The organism is Streptomyces sp. NPDC043870 (assembly GCF_056435785.1).
Map to the genome: position 1 here is coordinate 133,440 of NZ_JBWKDT010000011.1, position 19,583 is coordinate 153,022.

Here is a 19,583-nt window from a genome sequence, read left to right on the forward strand (position 1 = left end):
CATGTGGTGCGTGGATCGCAGGAAGAGTGGCAGGCGTGAGGGGCTCCTGTCAGGAGCGCGTCAAAAGATTGGCCGGAAAGTGTCCGTTGGATGAAAGACCGTGTTCGTTAAGCGGACGTTTCGTCGATCTTCACCGCGAGGCCGTCGAGCAGCCGGGCCAGCCCGAACTCGAAGAGCGTTTCGAGGTCCAGCTCGAAGTCGTCCTGCTCGAACAGGGTGGTGAGCAGAGGGTACGCGCCACCTGATGCGATCGCCTCGAACTGTGGCTCGTTCCGTGCCATCCATTCGTCGCCCGACAGTCCGGTGTCCTGCCGGGCCTGTGTCTCCAGGTCGGCCGCCATCGAAACTCCCTGCACATACGCGAAGAGTGAGAGGTGGGCGTGAATTGTCTGAAAGGGAGTCAGTCCCGTGGACCGCATGGCCCGCAGCACCCACTCCGTGTACGCCATGGCGTTCGGCGAGGCCGTGGGCCGGGTGAACGACGCCATCGCCTGCGCCAGCCACGGATGGCGTGTGTGGGCGTCACGCAGCGACCGCGCCGCCTTCTCCAGAGCCGGACGCCAGCCGCCCGCGGGCAGTGCGCCCAACGGCCGCTCGGCGAACGCCGCGTCCGACATCAGCCGCACCAGCTCGCCCTTGCCCGGCACATGGCGGTACAGCGCCATCGTCGACGTACCGAGCCGGTGAGGGCGTCACGACGGCCGTTGGCGCCCCCCGTCAGGCCGCCGGCCGGGGGTCCAGCCACAACGCCTCGGCGAGAGCGCACAGTTCACCCTCGGCCGTGGCCAGTGCCACGCCCATCGCGTGCTTGCGGCCGGATTCCGACTGCAGCCAGGAATAGGAGATGTGCGGTTCGCCGGCGCGCACCGGACGCAGGAGCGCGCCGGTGAGGGCCGCGGTGACCGCGCCCGGGCGCTGGGTGCCCAGCATGCGGCCCGCCCAGTTGCCCGGGCAGTCCAGGGCGCCCCACACCAGTTCCGGCGGGAGCAGGCCGTCCTCGGAGGCGAGGGCGGGGGACGGGATCCAGGCGGAGGCGACGAGGTCACGGCCCGGCACCGGGGTGCAGTGCTGGCGCAGGCCGCGGTCGGGCGTACGGTCCAAGCCGCAGCCGAAGCAGTCGACGAGACCGGCGGGCGGCGCCGCCCGGAACGCCTCGGCCGCGGCGGCCGCCTCGTCCAAGGAAGGGGCGGCCGGCGCGTCGAGCAGCAGCTCGGCCGGGCGCGCGATGGCCAGCGGTCGCTCCCTTTCGCCCAACTCCGCACCCCCACCGACCGTTCCGGCGATCCGCACGGGAACCTCCACCGGCACGGGACCGCGGAAGTCCACCCGTACCGTCTTCGCCCCCGAGCGCTCTGCGAGCACCCCCGCGACGTACCCGCCGAAGGCCACCCCGGGATAGCCGACGTACAGCTCCGGCACCACGATCGCGTCAGTCGTCGTCATGATCCCCACTCCATCACACCGGGCACGTGAGCTCCGAGCCCGCCCGGGCCGGCGAGGATTTCGCGACCCACTTCGAGTTCGGGCTCGGCCTGCTCATCGAGGGTCTGCGGGCGCTGCGGTGAGCCTCAGGGCCTGTCTTCCGGCTCTTGCCGGCCTGACCCAGAAGCCGAGGTCCTACACCAGGCTGTCCCGCCAAGCCCGGTGCAGATCCGCGAACCGGCCCGCCCCGCCGGTGAGTTCCGCCGGGGTGCCGTCCTCGACGATCCGGCCGTGCTCCATCACCAGCACCCGGTCCGCGATCTCGACCGTCGACAGCCGGTGGGCGATCACCACCGCCGTACGGCCGCGCAGCACCGTCGTCATCGCGCGCTGAACCGCCTGCTCGCCAGGGATGTCCAGGGAGCTGGTCGCCTCGTCGAGGATGAGCACCGCGGGGTCGGCCAGCAGCGCCCGCGCGAACGCGACGAGCTGGCGCTGACCCGCCGAGATCCGCCCGCCCCGCTTGCGTACGTCCGTGTCGTAGCCGTCCGGCAGACCGCTGATGAAGTCGTGCGCGCCGATCGCCTTCGCCGCCTGCTCGATCTCCTCGCGGGTCGCGTCCGGGCGCCCGATCGCGATGTTCTCCGCGACCGTCCCGGAGAACAGGAACGCCTCCTGGGTCACCATCACGACCCCGCGCCGCAGTTCGGGCACGGCCAGCTCGCGCAGGTCGACGCCGTCGAGGAGAACCCGCCCGTCCGTGGGGTCGTAGAAGCGGGCCAGCAGCTTCGCCAGCGTGGACTTGCCCGCGCCGGTGGAGCCGACGACGGCGACGGTCCGGCCCGCCGGGAGCGTCAGCCCGAAGCGGGGCAGTACCTCGCCGCCGGTGCGGTACGCGAACCGCACGTCCTCGAAGACCACCTCCCGGCCGGGGCCGGCCGCCCCGGCGAGATCCGGCAGCCGCGCGGGATGCTCGGGCTCCGGAACGGACGGCGTCTGGGCCAGCAGACCGGCGATCTTCTCCAGCGACGCGCCCGCCGACTGGTACGAGTTGAGGAACATGCCGAGACGGTCGATCGGGTCGTACAGCCGCCGCATGTACAGCACGGCGGCCGCCAGCACACCCAGTGCCAGTGTCCCCTCGGCGACCCGGTACGCGCCCCACAGCACCATCCCCGCCACGGCGGTGTTGGCGACCAGCCGGGAACCGACGACATAACGGGCCATCTCCAGCAGGGCGTCGCCGTTGCTGCGGGCGTGCCGCTCGTTCAGCGCGCGGAAGCGGTCGTCGTTGGCGCGCTCGCGGCGGAACGCGCGCACCGGCCGGATGCCGTTCATCGTCTCCGCGAACTTCACGATGACGGCCGCGATCGCGGAGGACCGCTCGGTGAACACGACCGCGGCGCGCCGCTGGTAGAGCCGGACGAGCAGATACAGCGGTACGAAGCTGAGCACGGCCAGACCCCCGATGCCGAGGTCCAGCCAGAGCAGCATCGCCGAGATGTAGACGAACGCGAGGGCGACGCCGATCAGCTCCTGGAGCCCCTCGCTGAGCAGTTCTCGCAGCGACTCGACGTCGGTCGTGGAGCGGGAGATCAGCCGGCCCGAGGTGTACCGCTCATGGAAGTCCACACTGAGCGCCTGGGCGTGCCGGAAGATCCTGCCGCGCAGATCGAGCAGGACGTCCTGGTTGACACGGGCGGCGGCGCGGATGAACGCGTACTGGAACACACCGGACGCCACCGCGCACACGGCGTACCCGACGGCCACGACCACGAGCGGCCCGTGGTCACCGCGGCGCAGCGCCGGGACGCCGCTGTCGATGGCGTACGCGACGAGCAACGGGCCGGCCTGCGCGGCGGCCTGCTGGAGCAGCAGCAGCAACGCGGAGAGCGCGACCCTGGCCCGCCGGGGCGCCAGCAGCGACCGCAGCAGCGCACCGGTGGCGCCCTCGGGCGCGGGGAGGGCGTCGCGGTCGAACGGGTCCCGCTCTCCGCCCGCGCGCTCCCCGGCCGTGTCGTCGGCGTCCGCGTACGGCTGTGTGGTCGTCGATGACGTCATCGGACTCGCTCCTCGGCGTGCGCGCCCGACATCAGCCAGGCGTACTCGGCGTTGTCCCGCAGCAGTTCGTGGTGGGTGCCCACGGCCGCGATCCGGCCCTGGGACAGCAGCGCCACCCGGTCGGCCAGCAGCACCGTGGACGGCCGGTGTGCCACGACGAGCGCGGTCGTGTCCTCCAGGACGCGCCGGAGCGCGGCCTCCACCAGCGCCTCGGTGTGCACGTCCAGCGCCGACAGCGGGTCGTCGAGGACCAGGAACCTCGGCCGCCCCACGACCGCGCGGGCGAGCGCCAGCCGTTGCCGCTGGCCGCCGGAGAGGCTCAGCCCCTGCTCGCCGACCTGGGTGTGGACTCCCTGGGGAAGCGTGTCCACGAATCCGGCCTGCGCCACGTCGAGCGCGCGCCGCAGGCCTTCGTCCCCCGCGTCCTCGGCGCCCATCAGCACGTTCTCGCCGACGCTCGCCGAGAAGAGCGTGGGCTCCTCGAAGGCCATGGACACGAGCTGCCGCAGCTCCTCGCGGGGCATCGCGGCGATGTCCCGCCCGTCGAGCGTGATCCGCCCACCGGTCACCTCGTACAGCCGCGGTACGAGCGCGGTCAGCGTCGTCTTCCCGGATCCGGTCGCGCCGACGAGCGCCATGGTCTCGCCGGGCCGGACCCGCAGATCGATCCGTTCCAGCACGGGCGCGGACCGTGGGCTCGCGTCCGGGTAACGGAACTCGACCGCGTCGAAGACCAGCCCGCCCTCGGCGAGTTGCCCGGAGGGAACAGGGGCCGACCGGCCACTCGTATGCGCAATGTGCCCGGCATCCCGGCCGGCTGCGAGGTCCGTGCCGGCGGCCCCGTCGACGGCCGGGCCGGCCAGGCCCTTTCCCGCCACCGGGCTGCCGGCCCCGGAAGCCGGAGCCTTCCCGGGAAGGCCCGCCCCCGCACGCCCGTGGTGGGCCCGGGAGGACGCCTCGGTCTCCTCCTGGGACTCCTCTTCCGCGTCCAGGACCTCGAAGTAGCGGTCCGTCGCCGTCGCCGCCTCCTGGCTCATCGCGATCAGGAAGCCGATCGAGTCCACCGGCCAGCGGAGTGCGAGCGCCGTCGAGAGAAAGGCGACCAGCGTGCCGGCCGACAGCTCGCCGTCCGCGACCTGGAGGGTGCCGAGGACCAGCGCCGTGCCGATCGCCAGCTCGGGGATGACCATGATGACGGACCAGATGCCCGCCAGGAGGCGCGCCTTGACCAGCTCGGTGCCCCGCAGCCGCCGCGCGAGCTCGCGGAAGGCGGCGGACTGGCTGCGGTGGCGGCCGAAGCCCTTCACGATGCGGATGCCGAGCACGCTCTCCTCGACGACCGTCGTCAGATCCCCGACCTGGTCCTGCGCCGTTCGGGCGACGGACGAGTACCGGTTCTCGAACATCGCCAGGAGGATCACCAGCGGCGCGACCGGCACCAGCAGGATCAGCCCCAGCGTCCACTCCTGCATCAGCAGAATGGCCGCTCCAGCCAGAATCGTCACTCCGTTGACCAGCAGGAACGTCAGCGGGAACGCCAGGAACATCCGCAGCAGCATCAGATCCGTCGTCCCTCGCGACAGCAACTGCCCCGACGCCCAGCGGTCGTGGAAGGCCACCGGCAGCCGCTGCAGATGCCGGAAGAGATCCGCCCGCATCGCCGCCTCGACCGCGGCCAGCGGCCGAGCCACCAGCCATCGCCGGAAGCCGAAGAGCACCGCCTCCGCGATCCCGAGGAGCAGCAGATACAGCGCCCCCAGCCACACCCCGCCCGCGTCCCGCTCCGCGACCGGCCCGTCCACGAGCCACTTCAGGACAAGGGGGATCACCAGGCTCAGACAGGACGCGACGATCGCGACGCACGCGGCGCTGAACAGGCGGACCCGTACCGGCCGTACGTACGGCCACAGCCGGAGCAGCGAACGTACGGCGGACCGGTTATCGGCGACTGCATCTGTGGTGGGCATCAGGGGCGAGCCTACGTTTCACCACTGACACAGCCCACCGAGTTTCCGCGGGGCCGTACCGGACGTCCGTCCGCTGGATCTCGCCGGATCGCACGCACCAGACGCCGCCGGGCCCGCCCTTCGGGCGGACGACGCTACTTTGAAGACACTCCCTAGCTCTCGACCCGCAGCAGCAGCACCGACCGTGCCGGCACCGTCACCGTGTCGCCGCCCCGGTGCACCGTGCCCGGCGCCGAGGACTGGTCCTCCCGCGAGGTGTCGACGACCAGCTCGTACGCCTCGGCCCACGGCGGTCCCGGCAGCCGGAAGTCCACCGGGGCGTCCGCCGAGTGCAGGACCGTCAGGAAACTGTCGTCCGTCACCTGATCGCCCCGCGCGTCCCGGCCGGGAATGTCCCGGCCGGAGAGGAAAAGCCCGAGCGTCGACGCCGGCGCGTACCAGTCCTGCTCGGTCATCTCCGTGCCGCGCGGCGTGAACCACGCCAGGTCCCGCAGCCCGTCCGCGGTCTGCGGCCGCCCCGAGAAGAACGCCCGGCGCCGCAGCACCGGATGTGCCCCGCGCAGCGCGAGGAGCCGCGACGTCAGGGCCAGCAGCCCGCTCGGGCCGGGTTGCCCCAGGAGCGACCAGTCGAGCCAGCCGACCTCGTTGTCCTGGCAGTACGCGTTGTTGTTGCCGCCCTGCGTACGGCCCATCTCGTCGCCCGCGACCAGCATCGGGACCCCGGTGGACAGCAGCAGGGTGGTGAGCAGATTGCGGATCTGCCGTCGGCGCACCGCGTTGACCTGCGGATCGTCCGTCTCGCCCTCCACGCCGCAGTTCCACGCCCGGTTGTCGTTCGTGCCGTCGCGGTTGCCCTCCCCGTTGGCCTCGTTGTGCTTGCGCTCGTACGAGACGAGGTCGCGCAGGGTGAAGCCGTCGTGGGCGGTGATGAAGTTGACCGACGCGTACGGCCGCCGCCCGCCCCAGGCGTACAGATCGCTGGAGCCCGACAGCCGGTACCCGAGGTCCCGTACGTCGGGCAGCGCGCCGCGCCAGAAGTCCCGGACCGCGTCCCGGTAGCGGTCGTTCCACTCCGTCCACAGCGGGGGGAACGCGCCGACCTGATAGCCCCCGTTGCCCACGTCCCACGGCTCGGCGATCAGCTTCACCCGGCGCAGCACCGGGTCCTGGGCGATCACCGCGAGGAACGGGGAGAGCATGTCGACGTCGTGCATCGACCGCGCGAGCGCCGCCGCGAGATCGAAGCGGAAGCCGTCGACGCCCATCTCGGTGACCCAGTAGCGCAGCGAATCGGTGATCAGCCGCAGCACGTGCGGCTGGACGACGTGCAGGGTGTTGCCGCAGCCGGTGTAGTCGGCGTACCGGCGGGCGTCGGACTGGAGACGGTAGTAGCCGCGGTTGTCGATGCCCTTGAGACTGAGGGTCGGCCCGAGCTCACCCGCCTCCGCCGTGTGGTTGTAGACGACGTCGAGGATCACCTCGATGCCCGCCGCGTGCAGCGCCCGCACCATCCGCTTGAACTCGCCGACCTGCTGCCCGGCCGTCCCGGATGCGCTGTAGGCCGCGTGCGGCGCGAAATAGCCGATCGAGTTGTAGCCCCAGTAGTTCTTCAGCCCGCGCCGCAGCAGATGGTCCTCGTGCGCGAACTGATGCACCGGCAGCAGCTCCACCGCGGTCACGCCGAGGCGTACGAGATGGCCGATCGCTGCCGGGTGCGCCAGGCCCGCGTACGTACCGCGAAGCTCCTCCGGAACGTCCGGGTGCAGCTTGGTGAAGCCGCGTACATGAAGCTCGTAGATGACCGAGTCGGCCCACGGCGTCTTGGGCCGGCGGTCGTCGGCCCACTCGTCGTCGGGCGCGTCGTCGTGGACGACGACGCCCTTCGGTACGTACGGGGCCGAGTCCCGGTCGTCGCGGACGGTGTCGGCGACATGCTGCTGCGGCCAGTCGCGGACATGGCCGTACACCTCGGGCGGCAATGCGCCGTACTCCACCCGGGGGACACGGCGGCCGTCAGCGGCTCCGCCACGGGTCCTGCCCCCGAATTCCCCGTCGACCGCACGTGCGTACGGGTCGAGCAGCAGCTTCGCCGGGTTCCAGCGGCCGCCGGTCCACGGGTCCCAGCGGCCGTGCACCCGGAAGCCGTACCGCTGACCCGGCCGTACGCCCGGGACGAAGCCGTGCCAGATCTCGTGCGTCAGCTCGGCCAGCGGCAGCCGGGTCTCCGTCCCCGCCTCGTCGAACAGGCACAGCTCCACGGCTTCGGCCCCGCCCGCCCACAGCGCGAAGTTGGTGCCCGCGACCCCGTCGGGACCGACCCTGAACCGCGCGCCCAGCGGGGTCGGCGCCCCCGGCCAGACCGGCGGCCCGGGGACATCGGCTTCACTGCGCCGTCCGTTCAGCGCCGGACGCCGCTGCGCGGCAGGGGAGGTCCGCTCCCCTTCCCGAACTGCCTCCTGCTCGGCTGCGCTCGACACGTGTCGGCCTCCCGCGGCTCGTCGGGCCCCGCGGGATGTGGCGCGCGGCGTCCCGGCCGCGGCTCCCCGCGCGTGGTCCTCCCACCTGTTCTGCCCGCGCTGTGCTACTCCCAACATGACCCGCACTCACGTTTCCCCTGGAGGGTGGCGGTCGTTGGGCGGTACGTGCTGTGTCTTTGCGATCCCGCGAGGTGGACTCTGTGAGCAACGCAGTGAGGCGGACAAAGGCCACTCTGGCCGCCGCCCTGGTATGGACAGGACTGCTGGCCGGACTGACCGGCTGCACCAGCGGCGACCTGGGCGTCGGCAGCAAGCCGCAGGCGCCCTCGGACACCATCCGGGTGACGCCGGAGGACGGAGCGAAGGGCGTCGCCGCGGACGGCAAGGTGGAAGTGAGGCTGCCCGGCGGACGGCTGGAGCGGGTCAAGGTCACTCAGATCGAGGACGCCCAGCCGGTCGAAGTGCCCGGCTCGATCTCGGAGGACGGGCTGCGCTGGCAGCCCGAAGCGGGCACCCGTCTCGCGCTGGCCGCCAAGTACAGCGTCGAGGCGGTGGCCCTGGACGCCCACGGCCGCCGGGCGGCCCGGCACACCACCTTCACCACCGCCGTGCCCGCGCACCGGTTCATCGGCTACTTCAATCCGGAGAACCGCGCCACCGTCGGCACCGGCATGATCGTCTCCTTCACCTTCAGCCGGCGGATCGAGGACCGGGCGGCCGTGCAGCGCGGCATCCGCATCACCGCCGACCCGCCGGTGGAGGTCGTGGGCCACTGGTTCGACGCGCAACGGCTCGACTTCCGGCCGCGCCATTACTGGAAGCCCGGCACCAAGGCCACCGTCGACCTGCGGCTGCGCGATGTCCAGGGTTCGCCCGGCTCGTTCGGCATCCAGCGGAAGACCATCCGTTTCACCGTGGGCCGCTCGCAGATGTCCCTGGTCGATGCCGAGAAGCGCACGATGGTGGTGCGCCGCGACGGCAAGGTGCTGGCGACCCTGCCGATCACCGCGGGTGGGAAGAAGACGACCACGTACAACGGCAAGATGGTGGTCAGCGAGATGTTCGACGTCACCCGCATGAACGGCGCCACGGTCGGTTTCAAGACCAAGAAGGGCAAGAGCGAGTACGACATCAAGGACGTGCCGCACGCGATGCGGCTCACCACCTCGGGCACCTTCCTGCACGGCAACTACTGGGCCGATCCTGCCGTCTTCGGTTCGAGGAACGTCAGTCACGGCTGCATCGGACTGCGTGACGAGAAGGGCGGCAGCCAGGACTCCCCGGCCGGGTGGTTCTTCGACCGGACCCTGATCGGGGATGTCGTCGAAGTCGTCAATTCCCGCGACCGCAAAGTCGCGCCCTGGAACGGTCTGAGCGGCTGGAACATGAGCTGGGACGAGTGGAAGGCCGGTTCCGCGCTGGGCTGACCCTCGGACAACCTGCATGGCCCGCATGCCTTCCGGGCAGGTTTGCGACTGAACGGTGACATTTGCGGGAAGCCCTCGTGGCTTGCGGTGTGATTATCTATCGCAGTGCGCGCCGGTCGAGCGCGTGGGGGCAGGAGTCTGGCCGGATCATCCGGCCAAGCTCCACGGGCCGTGGCGGGGCCAGGCCGTGCGAGGGGAGACAGCAATCTTGAACGGGCAGCCGATATCGGGGGCATCGGTGCGGACGGGGCGCAGGCGCGGTCGTACTGCTCTGCCGGCCCTGGCCATGGGGGCGTTGCTACTGGTGGCGACGGCGTGCGGCGGGGGCGGGGACTCCGGCGGCGACAGCGCCGGCAAGGGCGGGAAGGACGGCGGCAAGGTCGGCACGGCGGCCTCGCAGGCGGTCGTGACCATAGCGCCCAAGGACGGCGCGGCTTCGGTCGCCACGAGCGGCGCGCTGAAGGTGACCGCCGACAAGGGCAAGCTGACCACGGTCGCCGTCCAGGACGACAAGGGCAACGCGGTCGAGGGGAAGATGGCCGCGGGCGGTGCGAGCTGGGAGCCGCTCCAGCACCTCGCCGGGGCGACCAAGTACAAGGTGCACGCGGTCGCCAAGGACTCCGAGGGCCGTGAGTCGGCGAAGGACACGACCTTCACCACCCTCGTCCCGAAGAACACGTTCGTCGGACACTACACGCCCGAGGACGGCTCGACCGTCGGCGTCGGCATGCCGGTCTCCATCAACTTCACCCGGGGCATCACCAACCCCGAGGCCGTCGAGCGGGCCATCAAGGTGACCGCCGAGCCGTCGGTCCCCGTCGAGGGCCACTGGTTCGGCAACGACCGCCTCGACTTCCGCCCGGAGAAGTACTGGGCCGCGGGTACGAAGGTGACCGTCAAGCTCAACCTGGACGGTGTCGAGGGCCGGCCCGGGGTGTACGGCAAGCAGTCCAAGACGGTGAAGTTCACCATCGGCCGCAGCCAGGTCTCCACCGTGGACGCCAGTGCCCACACCATGAGGGTCGTGCGGGACGGCAAGGTCGTCAAGAACATCCCGATCACCGCCGGTGCCCCGTCGACGACGACGTACAACGGCCAGATGGTCATCAGTGAGAAGTACAAGGTGACCCGGATGAACGGCGCCACCGTGGGCTTCGGCGGCGAGTACGACATCAAGGACGTGCCGCACGCGATGCGCCTGTCCTCGTCGGGCACCTTCATGCACGGCAACTACTGGGCCTCGTCCGGTACCTTCGGCTCGGCGAACGTCAGCCACGGCTGTGTCGGCCTGCGCGACGTGCGCGGCGCGTACGACAGCGGTACGCCGGCGGCCTGGATGTACAACAACTCGATCATCGGCGACGTGGTGATCGTGAAGAACTCCAGGGACAAGCAGATCGCCCCGGAGAACGGGCTGAACGGCTGGAACATGTCCTGGGCGGACTGGACGAAGTAGAACCCTGGGAACACGTACGCACGTACGTACGGGCCCGGTGCTGTACGGGACATTTTGGGGGATACCCCCAAACCCCCGACGGCACCGGGCCCGTCGCCGTTAACGGCCACTAACCTGCTGGCCATGACCGTTTCTCTCGAAGTCTCCGAAGGCGTCGGCACCATCCGCCTGGACCGCCCCCCGATGAACGCCCTGGACATCGCGACCCAGGACCGGCTGCGCGAGCTCGCCACCGAGGCGACCGACCGCGACGACGTCCGGGCCGTGATCCTCTACGGCGGCGAGAAGGTGTTCGCGGCAGGCGCGGACATCAAGGAGATGCAGGTGATGGACCACGCCGCCATGGTCAAGCGGTCCAAGGCCCTGCAGGACTCGTTCACCGCCGTCGCCCGGATCCCCAAGCCCGTCGTCGCAGCCGTCACCGGCTACGCCCTGGGCGGTGGCTGCGAGCTGGCGCTGTGCGCCGACTACCGGATCGCCGCGGACAACGCCAAGCTGGGCCAGCCGGAGATCCTGCTCGGGCTGATCCCGGGCGCGGGCGGCACCCAGCGGCTCGCCCGGCTCGTCGGCCCCTCGAAGGCCAAGGACCTCATCTTCACGGGCCGTCAGGTGAAGGCCGACGAGGCGTTGGCCATCGGTCTGGTCGACCGGGTCGTCCCGGCCGCCGAGGTGTACGAGCAGGCGCACGCGTGGGCGGCGAAGCTGGCCCAGGGCCCGGCGCTGGCCCTGCGTGCGGCCAAGGAGTCCGTCGACGCCGGTCTGGAGACGGACATCGACACGGGCCTCGCGATCGAGCGGAACTGGTTCGCCGGCCTGTTCGCCACCGAGGACCGCGAGCGGGGCATGCGCAGCTTCGTCGAGGAGGGCCCGGGCAAGGCGAAGTTCCTCTGAAGTTCCGCCGTGGTTCCCGCAGTTGGGCAGAGCGGGGCGTCGCGTCAACCTGGCGGCCACATTAATCGAACCTTAAAGGAGCCTTAAGGTGATTCGGGCCACCGCGCTCGGCGATCATTCGTAAGCGGTGCGTCATTGCAGGTCAGATGGGCCGCGCAGCCCCCGAATTGCCAAGGTCATATGCCAACTCGATACCCCGGAATGGTGCGTTCCGGGGTATCGATTCCTGTGGAACGGTCCCGGGGGGCGCCGCGTGCGGCCATGATGGGGGCATGGCGGGGCTGGAAGGTACGGAGCAACCGCGGGCGCGCGGCGGCGCGACCGCCGCGCGGTGGATGCCGGCCGTCGAGGACGAACGGGCGCTCAAGGCGCTCGAGTTGTTCGGCAATCCGACGGACGAGGAGATCCGGTTGCCGTCCCGTCCCGAATCCGCCGCCACCGCCCGCAGGCTGACGCAGTGTGTGGTGCTGCGGCAGTGGGCGCTCTCCCCGCAGGTCGCCGAGCACGCGATCCTGCTCGTCTCCGAGCTCGTCGGCAACGCCGTGCGTCATACCGGGGCGCGGGTCTTCGGGCTGCGGATGCTGCGCCGGCGCGGCTGGATCCGTATCGAGGTGCGTGACCCCTCGCGAGGGCTGCCCTGTCTGATGCCCGTGCAGGAGCTGGACATCAGCGGCCGTGGGCTCTTCCTCGTCGACAAGCTCTCCGACCGGTGGGGTGTCGATCTGCTGCCGCGCGGCAAGACCACCTGGTTCGAGATGCGGGTCTCCGACCGCTGACGCACGGGCGCCCGGTGCACGAAAGCCCCCTGTTGCCGTCGCGCGGCACCGAGGAGGCTTCACGTGTGCGGCCGGTGGACTTGGGGGTGTATCCACGGCCGCTTCTTCTGGACGACCTGGCCCGGGTCAATGGGGGTCGTGCCCCTGACTATGGCAGACGGGGGGCCCGCCACCAAAACTCTGTATCGGGGCGAAATCGTACATACCCCTGCAATCCAACCTTGAATTAAAGGTGAACTGGGCCACTCACCTGTCAAAGCATGAATGAATATCGGTTGACGTGGGTGAATCTTCGATTCGCCGACCGTGGGGCGGGTCGTGGATGCGCGACCCGCGATGGTCCTGAATTGGGTCAATCGTTATTTTCCGCCCTGCTCGCGCCTACTGTGCTGTGACGTGAACCGAATCGGCCGCCGTGGCGTACTGCGCACAGGAGCGGGCGCCGCGCTTGCCGGTGCCCTCGCCGCCGGTTGTACGGAGCCGGGCCCCGCCCCCAAGCCCCCCGCCCCGGATCGCCCCGCCGACCCCGCGGTTCCCGTCGCCCCGTCGGCCACGGCCGGGCAACAGACCGCCGGCACCGCGCCCCGCCGCATCCCCGGTCTGCCCGCCGAGATCGCGCACGGCCCCCGGAGCCGCTCCGCCGTCGCGCTCACCTTCCATGGCCAGGGCGACCCGGCCATCGCCCGCGCCCTGCTCGCCGAGGCCGAGCGGGCCGGCGCCCGTATCACCGTCCTCGCTGTCGGCACCTGGCTGGACGAGCACCCCTCCCTCGCCCGGCGGATCCTCGACGGCGGTCATGACCTCGGGAACCACACCCTGCGCCATCTCGACATCTGCTCGATGGCCGAGGCCGACGCGTACGCCGAGATCACCGGCTGTGCGGAACGGCTGCGCAGACTCACCGGTTCGATCGGCAGCTGGTTCCGCCCGTCCCGTACGCAGTACGCCACGCCGCTCGTCCAGCGGCTGGCCGCCCGGGCGGGCTACCCGCACACGCTCTCCTACGACGTCGACTCGCTCGACCACACGTCTCCCGGCGCTCCCGCCGTCACCAGCACCGTCACCCGCGAGATCCGGCGCGGCTCGGTGGTGAGTCTGCACTTCGGCCACCCCGACACGGTCGCCGCACTGCCTGCCCTCCTCGACGAACTGGACCGCCGCGGACTGCGTGCGGTGACGACCACGGAGCTGCTGACCTGATGCTGCACCTCACCGAACGATCCGCCGTTCTCCTCGCCGCCGCTCTCGCCGTCCTCGCCGCGGGCTGCGGCGCGCCCGCGGAGAAGGACGAACCGGAACAGGCACCGCCCGCGTCGAAGCAGGCGGTCGCCGCCCCGGCCGGACTGCCGGGAATGCCGCCCGTCCTGGACCCGAAGGACGTCTACGCCGCCGACCGGCCGGGTCAGCTGTCGCCAGTGGTCAGGGACTTCCCGTCCCGGGTGTACGTCCCCAACACCAACTCCAACACGGTCACGGTCATCGACCCCGCGACGTACAAGGTCGTCGAGACCATCCCGGTCGGCGCCCAGCCGCAGCACGTCGTCCCGTCCTGGGACCTCAAGACCCTGTGGGTGAACAACAACCGCGGCCACACCCTCACCCCGATCGACCCCGCCACCGGCATCGCGGGCAAGCCCGTCGAGGTCCACGACCCGTACAACCTCTACTTCACGCCCAACGGCCGCCACGCCGTCGTCATGGCCTCCCTCGACCGCGAACTGGTCTTCCGAGACCCGCACACGATGCGGAAGGTCAAGACCACCCCGGTCTCCTGCTACGGCGTCAATCACGCGGACTTCTCCGCAGACGGCCGGTACTTCATCGTCTCCTGCGAGTTCTCCGGTGAGCTGCTCAAGGTCGACACCGAGCGGATGGAGGTCATCGGCCAGCAGAAGCTGCCGTTCCGCGGCGCGATGCCGCAGGACGTGAAGATCTCGCCGGACGGCAAGACCTTCTACATCGCCGACATGATCGCCCACGGCATGTGGGTGCTGGACGGCGAGAAGTTCACCACGCCGAACCTGCTGCCCACCGGCAAGGGCTGTCACGGCCTCTACGTCAGCCGTGACTCCAAGGAGATGTACGTCACCAACCGCGGCGAAGGCACCGTCTCGGTCTTCGACTTCGCGCAGGACAGGCTGACGAAGAAATGGCGGCTGCCGGGCGGCGGCTCCCCGGACATGGGCGGTGTCTCCGCGGACGGCAAGGTGCTCTGGCTGTCCGGGCGCTACAACTCGGAGGTGTACGCGATCGACACCGGGACCGGGGAGCAACTGGCCCGTATCCCGGTCGGCAGCGGCCCGCACGGCCTCGCGGTCTATCCGCAGCCGGGCCGCTATTCGCTGGGACACACGGGCGTCTTCCGCTGAGCGGGGACTCCGCCACCGCACCCCCGCTCCTCGATCGCCGGAGGGGCTCGCTCCGAGCCCCTCCGGCGATCGAACGGGAAGGAGCGGGGGAAGGGCCCTTGCCCCCGCTACCACAACACCGGCAGCCGCTCCGGCAGGCGCTTGATGAACCCCGTGCGCCACACCAGCTGCTCGTCCGGCACCGCGAGCCGGAGCCCTGGCAGTCGCCGGACCAGCGCCCCGAGTGCGATCTCCGCATGGGTCCGGCCCAGCGCGGAAGCGGGACAGAAGTGGCGGCCGCCGCCGAAGGAGAGATGCGGGTTGTGCTCACGCTCCAGATCGAGCCGCTCCGGGTCCTCGAAGACCTCCGGGTCGAAATTGGCGGCCTCCACCAGCACCAGCACCAACTCACCCTTGCGGACCAGGACGTCGCCCAGCCGGACGTCTTCGCGGGCGAGCCGGGGAAGGCCGTCGCCGATCGACAGGTTCCAGCGCAGCAGCTCGTCGACGGCACGGCCCATCCGCTCCGGATGGTCGCGCAGGTAGCCGATCAGCTCGGGGCGCTGCAGCAGTGCGAGCACCGCGAGCACCAGGAACGAGGACGTGGACACGGCGCCCGCGCCGAAGAGCGACGCCGCGACCGTGGCGAGCATCTCGTCCGTCAGATGGGCCGATTCGGGGTCCTGGCGCAGCGCCGCCAGCGCACCCAGCAGGCCGTCCGGCTCCGGCGCATTGAGCCGCTCGACCATGTAGTCGAGGTCCTTGTACCAGTTGAGGGACGCGCCGTCGAAGGGCCGGGCGCTGGTCATGAAGGCGATGTCCAGTCCGGACATCAGCCGGCGCCAGTCGTCGAACGGCACACCGATGACCTCGCAGTGCAGTGCCGCCGAGAACGGGTCGGCGAAGCAGCCACGCAGATCCAGCGGCGGGCCCTCCGCGACCATCACATCGATCAGCTCGTCCGCCCTGACGCGCAGCCAGTCCTTGAGAGCGCCACCACCGGCCCGGGGGTTGAGCGCCTTCATCACGGCAGTGCGCAGACCGGCGCTGTTGATGTTGCCCATGTTGTTCACGACTTCGGGCGGGATCGTCAGGGCGTACTGCCGGGGCACACCGGGTGCTGCCGTGTCCTTGAGGCTGAACCGCTCGTCCTCCAGGACCCGTTTGGCCAGCGCATGGCTGCTCACGAGCCAGGCCTCGTCGCCGGTGAGCGTGCGTACCCGCGCCACCGGCCGCTTCTCCCGCAGCCAGGAACATTCGGCGGGCAGCACGTCACCGCGCCGGGAGAGCGGGAAGTCAAGCTGCTCGACGGTCATCTTCCTGGGTCCTTTCCGAGACATGAGGACGCACCACGGCATATGCCTGATTGCGGGTGGCCCGCAGTCCGCCGCCCTTGGCGTAGAGGAGTTCGGTCAGCGGCATCAGCGCGTGGTAGCAGGAGACCGAAGAGGGCACGTCGAGAATTCCTGGGGTGTCCAGGAAGAAGGGGAGCTCCGCCGCAATGTAGTCCAGGCAGGCGGTGCGCTGTGCCGCGCTGATGGATTCACCGCCGGACACTTTCGGGGCGAGGAACTGCTCCACCATCCTGGTGCAGCTCTTCTGGAATTCCTCATCGGTGCCGAGGAAGTGCCGCACACGCCGGTGCAGCAGCTCGTAGACCTGATTGCCGGAGAAATCCGACAGGGCGTGCACGCCGATCCGGCGGCCCGGCGGCCCGGCCGCCGCCTCGACTCCGCCGAGGATCCGCCGCCGTACGGCCTTGAGCTCCTTGGCCGCGCGCCGGGCGGCGTGCTCGTCGGTGTGCCCGAGTGCCGAGAACATCTCGGCGACATGGAGGTCGGCGTAGACGAAATCCACTTCTGTGAAGTGGGCCGTCGCCCAGCGCGTGAGTTCGGTGATACGCCGGGCGTTGAAATAGCTGTTTCCGGGGGAGACCCCGATGAGAACGTGATCGCCTTCGTCCCAGATCGTCCTGCAGTTTCTGGTGAAGGGCTCGACCGTGAAGGGTTCGGTAGTGAAGGGGGAATCGGCGCCCAAGGCGCCAATCGTGTCAGTGTCAGCTGCGATCGTCACTGGTGAATTCACCCTTGCGCCGCTTGTCCCTGGGAGCCCTGCGCTCCTGGTGTGGCGACGACGCCATGAAGTTATCTCCCGGCGGCGGAGAGTGACGAATCATGGCGGCCGGATTGGCGGGAATTCGGCGGTGCAGGGCGAAAAACCTTCGTTTCGAGCTACCGACAGGTAATTGAACCCTTCTCCATCGGCTTTGTCCGTCAGTGGGCCACCAGAAGGGCCTCGGAGCCCACCGGCCGGTACCCGGCCTGCTGGAACGTCCGCACGCTGCGGGCGTTTCCCGGCGACTGCTGAGCCCATACATGCGCCTCGGGGACCAGATGGCGCGCCGCGACCGCCAGGCGCACCCCCAGGCCCGCGCCACGCGCCTCCAGGTCCACCTCGATCGCGGCCTCCCAGCGCCCCGCGACTCCGCGGCCCAGCACCAGCACGCCGCCGTCCGCGGCCCAGACCCGTACGTCGTCGCGGAACTTCATGGCCCGCGCCACCCGTGGATGGGCCGGGTCCTCGATCTCCCGCAGTTCCAGCTCCGGCGGTCCGGGCCGGGCGTCGGCGACCGTCAGCAGGTCGATGGTGTTCATCGAACGGCCGGTTCTCGCCATCAGCGCGCTCAGGAAGCCGGGGTTCATCGTCGCCGCGAGCGCGTCGCCGGAGACGGCGGCCAGGGTGTCCCGTACCCACTGGGGGTCCTCGTCCGTGAAGACCACCGAGTGCGCGGTGAAGGCCAGCACCCCGGCGTCCCGCGGATTCGGCTGCGGCACCACGGTGGTCGTGCCGTCCGGCGGCGGGAACTGCCCGCGTGCCGCCGCTGTCAGGATCCGTGCCACCGCATCGCTCATGCCTCCATGGTCGCCGACCCCGGTTCCCGGCCCCGGAGCGCCCCCCAGGCCTGGATCGTGGCCCCCGCCGATAACCTGACCTCCGTCAGTTATGCACCAAGAAGGGGTGGACCCAGTGGCGGACATCGAGACGGCGCGCAAGGCCTTCGAGCGGTACGACCTGAACGGCGACGGGCTGATCTCGGCCGCCGAGTACAAGAGCGTCATGGCGCAGCTGGGCGACTTCAACGTGACCGAGACGGTTGCCGAGGCCGTCATCAAGTCCAAGGACGGCAACGGCGACGGCCTGCTGACCTTCGACGAGTTCTGGGCGTCGCTCAACAAGGGCTGATGTCACCGGGCGCACCGGTGCGCACCAGTACGGCCCCCGGCGAGTCCGCCGGGGGCCGTGGTCGCTCGTGCGTCAGGACGCGCGGCGGGTCACGCCGGCCACCTTGCAGGTGAACTTCTCGTCGGCCTTCCGCTCAGCACTCGATGATGTTCACCGCGAGCCCGCCCCGCGCGGTCTCCTTGTACTTCACGGACATGTCCGCACCGGTCTCCTTCATGGTCTTGATGACCTTGTCGAGGGAGACCTTGTGGCTGCCGTCGCCGCGCATCGCCATCCGCGCCGCCGTGACGGCCTTCACCGCCGCCATACCGTTGCGCTCGATGCACGGGATCTGGACGAGGCCGCCGACCGGGTCGCAGGTCAGGCCGAGGTTGTGCTCCATGCCGATCTCCGCGGCGTTCTCCACCTGCTCGGGCGAGCCGCCCAGCACCTCGGCGAGCGCGCCCGCCGCCATCGAGCAGGCCGAGCCGACCTCGCCCTGGCAGCCGACCTCGGCGCCGGAGATCGAGGCGTTCTCCTTGAAGAGCATGCCGATCGCGCCGGCTGCGAGGAGGAAGCGGACGACGCCGTCCTCGTCGGCGCCGGGCACGAAGTTCATGTAGTAGTGCAGGACGGCGGGGATGATGCCCGCGGCGCCGTTCGTCGGCGCGGTGACGACGCGGCCGCCCGCCGCGTTCTCCTCGTTCACCGCCATCGCGTAGAGGGTGATCCACTCCATGGCGAGCGCCAGCGGGTCGCCCTCGGAGCGCAGCTTGCGCGCCGTTGTGGCGGCGCGGCGGCGGACCTTCAGACCGCCGGGCAGGATGCCCTCGCGGGACATGCCGCGCGAGACACAGGCCTGCATGACCCGCCAGATCTCCAGCAGCCCTTCGCGGATCTCCTCCTCGGTCCGCCAGGCCTTCTCGTTCTCCAGCATCAGCGCGGAGATCGACAGACCGGTCTCGCGGGAGAGCCTCAGCAGCTCGTCACCGGTGCGGAAGGGGTACTTCAGCACGGTGTCGTCGAGCTTGATCCGGTCCTCGCCGACCGCGTCCTCGTCGACGACGAAGCCGCCGCCCACCGAGTAGTAGGTCTTCTCCAGCAGCGTCGCGCCGTCGGCGTCGTACGCCCACAGGGTCATGCCGTTCGCGTGGTACGGGAGCGCCTTGCGGCGGTGCAGGACCAGGTCCTCGTCGAAGTCGAAGCCGATCTCGTGCACGCCGAGCACGTTGATCCGCTTGCTCGACTTGATCTGCTCGACCTGGTCGTCGGCGGTCTCGACGTCGACCGTGCGCGGAGAGTTCCCCTCCAGGCCCAGCAGGACGGCCTTCGGGGTGCCGTGGCCATGGCCGGTCGCGCCGAGCGAGCCGTACAGCTCGGCGCGTACCGCGGTGGTGTGGGCCAGCATGCCCTCGTTCTTCAGACGGCGGGCGAACAGGGCAGCAGCTCGCATCGGGCCGACCGTGTGGGAGCTGGACGGGCCTATGCCGATCGAGAACAGGTCGAAGACCGAGATGGCCACGGGGGTACTCCTAG

Annotated in this window: 16 protein-coding genes; 7 read left to right on the top strand and 9 right to left on the bottom strand. The window is 70.4% G+C overall.

Translation table 11 applies throughout. The features are described 5' to 3' along the window. Positions 1–107: 107 nt before the first annotated feature. The 5 genes from AC0699_RS16695 to glgX all read right to left on the bottom strand — a co-directional run bounded on the left by AC0699_RS16695 (position 108) and on the right by glgX (position 7,927). Positions 108–665 (bottom strand): TetR/AcrR family transcriptional regulator C-terminal domain-containing protein, encoded by a 558-nt coding sequence (locus AC0699_RS16695; protein ID WP_478660505.1) that lies wholly within the window; start codon positions 663–665, stop codon positions 108–110. Positions 666–717: 52 nt separating this feature from the next. Next, positions 718–1,443, bottom strand: a complete 726-nt coding sequence (locus tag AC0699_RS16700; RefSeq protein WP_478660507.1) for a hypothetical protein — start codon at positions 1,441–1,443, stop codon at positions 718–720. 174 nt (positions 1,444–1,617) lie between these two features. Then, the gene (locus AC0699_RS16705) at positions 1,618–3,483 is read right to left on the bottom strand and encodes an ABC transporter ATP-binding protein (protein ID WP_478660509.1); all 1,866 of its coding nucleotides are present in this window, start codon (positions 3,481–3,483) and stop codon (positions 1,618–1,620) included. Continuing rightward, a complete protein-coding gene (locus tag AC0699_RS16710; protein ID WP_478660511.1) occupies positions 3,480–5,450 on the bottom strand; it encodes an ABC transporter ATP-binding protein in 1,971 nt (656 codons plus the stop codon). The genes AC0699_RS16705 and AC0699_RS16710 overlap by 4 nt, the downstream gene beginning before the upstream one ends. A gap of 152 nt (positions 5,451–5,602) precedes the next feature. Next, positions 5,603–7,927: a glycogen debranching protein GlgX gene (glgX, locus tag AC0699_RS16715; RefSeq protein WP_478660513.1), complete on the bottom strand. Its 2,325-nt coding sequence runs from the start codon at positions 7,925–7,927 to the stop codon at positions 5,603–5,605. A gap of 200 nt (positions 7,928–8,127) precedes the next feature. Between glgX and AC0699_RS16720 the strand changes: the two genes are divergently transcribed. The 6 genes from AC0699_RS16720 (at position 8,128) to AC0699_RS16745 (ending at position 14,846) form a co-directional block, all read left to right on the top strand. Beyond that, entirely contained in the window at positions 8,128–9,354 is a 1,227-nt protein-coding gene (locus tag AC0699_RS16720) for a L,D-transpeptidase (protein ID WP_478660516.1), read from the top strand. Positions 9,355–9,562: 208 nt separating this feature from the next. Further along, positions 9,563–10,810, top strand: coding sequence for a L,D-transpeptidase (locus AC0699_RS16725; protein ID WP_478660518.1), 1,248 nt, complete (start codon positions 9,563–9,565; stop codon positions 10,808–10,810). A 123-nt stretch (positions 10,811–10,933) separates the two neighbouring features. After that, positions 10,934–11,701 carry an enoyl-CoA hydratase/isomerase family protein gene (locus tag AC0699_RS16730; RefSeq protein ID WP_478660521.1) on the top strand — a complete coding sequence of 256 codons (768 nt, stop codon included), beginning with the start codon at positions 10,934–10,936 and terminating at the stop codon, positions 11,699–11,701. Between the two features lie 146 nt (positions 11,702–11,847). Next, positions 11,848–12,477, top strand: coding sequence for an ATP-binding protein (locus AC0699_RS16735; protein ID WP_478660523.1), 630 nt, complete (start codon positions 11,848–11,850; stop codon positions 12,475–12,477). A 396-nt stretch (positions 12,478–12,873) separates the two neighbouring features. Further along, positions 12,874–13,677 (top strand): polysaccharide deacetylase family protein, encoded by an 804-nt coding sequence (locus AC0699_RS16740; RefSeq protein ID WP_478660526.1) that lies wholly within the window; start codon positions 12,874–12,876, stop codon positions 13,675–13,677. Further along, positions 13,677–14,846: a YncE family protein gene (locus tag AC0699_RS16745; RefSeq protein WP_478660528.1), complete on the top strand. Its 1,170-nt coding sequence runs from the start codon at positions 13,677–13,679 to the stop codon at positions 14,844–14,846. The genes AC0699_RS16740 and AC0699_RS16745 overlap by 1 nt, the downstream gene beginning before the upstream one ends. Positions 14,847–14,953: 107 nt before the next feature. On the opposite strand, the gene AC0699_RS16750 is transcribed toward AC0699_RS16745, so the two are convergent. The 3 genes from AC0699_RS16750 to AC0699_RS16760 all read right to left on the bottom strand — a co-directional run bounded on the left by AC0699_RS16750 (position 14,954) and on the right by AC0699_RS16760 (position 17,737). After that, positions 14,954–16,141 (bottom strand): cytochrome P450, encoded by a 1,188-nt coding sequence (locus AC0699_RS16750; protein WP_478660530.1) that lies wholly within the window; start codon positions 16,139–16,141, stop codon positions 14,954–14,956. Further along, positions 16,122–16,862 (bottom strand): tRNA-dependent cyclodipeptide synthase, encoded by a 741-nt coding sequence (locus tag AC0699_RS16755; protein WP_478660533.1) that lies wholly within the window; start codon positions 16,860–16,862, stop codon positions 16,122–16,124. The genes AC0699_RS16750 and AC0699_RS16755 overlap by 20 nt, the downstream gene beginning before the upstream one ends. Positions 16,863–17,098: 236 nt before the next feature. After that, complete coding sequence (locus AC0699_RS16760) at positions 17,099–17,737, bottom strand: GNAT family N-acetyltransferase (RefSeq protein ID WP_478660535.1); 639 nt, start codon at positions 17,735–17,737, stop codon at positions 17,099–17,101. 115 nt (positions 17,738–17,852) lie between these two features. Between AC0699_RS16760 and AC0699_RS16765 the strand changes: the two genes are divergently transcribed. Next, positions 17,853–18,068 (top strand): EF-hand domain-containing protein, encoded by a 216-nt coding sequence (locus AC0699_RS16765; RefSeq protein ID WP_478660538.1) that lies wholly within the window; start codon positions 17,853–17,855, stop codon positions 18,066–18,068. Positions 18,069–18,201: 133 nt separating this feature from the next. Here the strand turns inward: AC0699_RS16765 and AC0699_RS16770 are convergent, their stop codons facing one another. Next, complete coding sequence (locus tag AC0699_RS16770; protein ID WP_478660541.1) at positions 18,202–19,569, bottom strand: L-serine ammonia-lyase; 1,368 nt, start codon at positions 19,567–19,569, stop codon at positions 18,202–18,204. Positions 19,570–19,583 lie beyond the last annotated feature (14 nt).

What these genes read in the sequence shown, in the direction of transcription:
- AC0699_RS16760 (WP_478660535.1), bottom strand. Translation starts at nt 17,737, where the DNA reads ATGAGCGATGCGGTGGCACGGATCCTGACAGCGGCGGCACGCGGGCAG.
- AC0699_RS16745 (WP_478660528.1), top strand. Translation starts at nt 13,677, where the DNA reads ATGCTGCACCTCACCGAACGATCCGCCGTTCTCCTCGCCGCCGCTCTC.
- AC0699_RS16705 (WP_478660509.1), bottom strand. Translation starts at nt 3,483, where the DNA reads ATGACGTCATCGACGACCACACAGCCGTACGCGGACGCCGACGACACG.
- AC0699_RS16750 (WP_478660530.1), bottom strand. Translation starts at nt 16,141, where the DNA reads ATGACCGTCGAGCAGCTTGACTTCCCGCTCTCCCGGCGCGGTGACGTG.
- AC0699_RS16695 (WP_478660505.1), bottom strand. Translation starts at nt 665, where the DNA reads ATGGCGCTGTACCGCCATGTGCCGGGCAAGGGCGAGCTGGTGCGGCTG.
- AC0699_RS16700 (WP_478660507.1), bottom strand. Translation starts at nt 1,443, where the DNA reads ATGACGACGACTGACGCGATCGTGGTGCCGGAGCTGTACGTCGGCTAT.
- AC0699_RS16710 (WP_478660511.1), bottom strand. Translation starts at nt 5,450, where the DNA reads ATGCCCACCACAGATGCAGTCGCCGATAACCGGTCCGCCGTACGTTCG.
- AC0699_RS16735 (WP_478660523.1), top strand. Translation starts at nt 11,848, where the DNA reads ATGGGCCGCGCAGCCCCCGAATTGCCAAGGTCATATGCCAACTCGATA.
- AC0699_RS16730 (WP_478660521.1), top strand. Translation starts at nt 10,934, where the DNA reads ATGACCGTTTCTCTCGAAGTCTCCGAAGGCGTCGGCACCATCCGCCTG.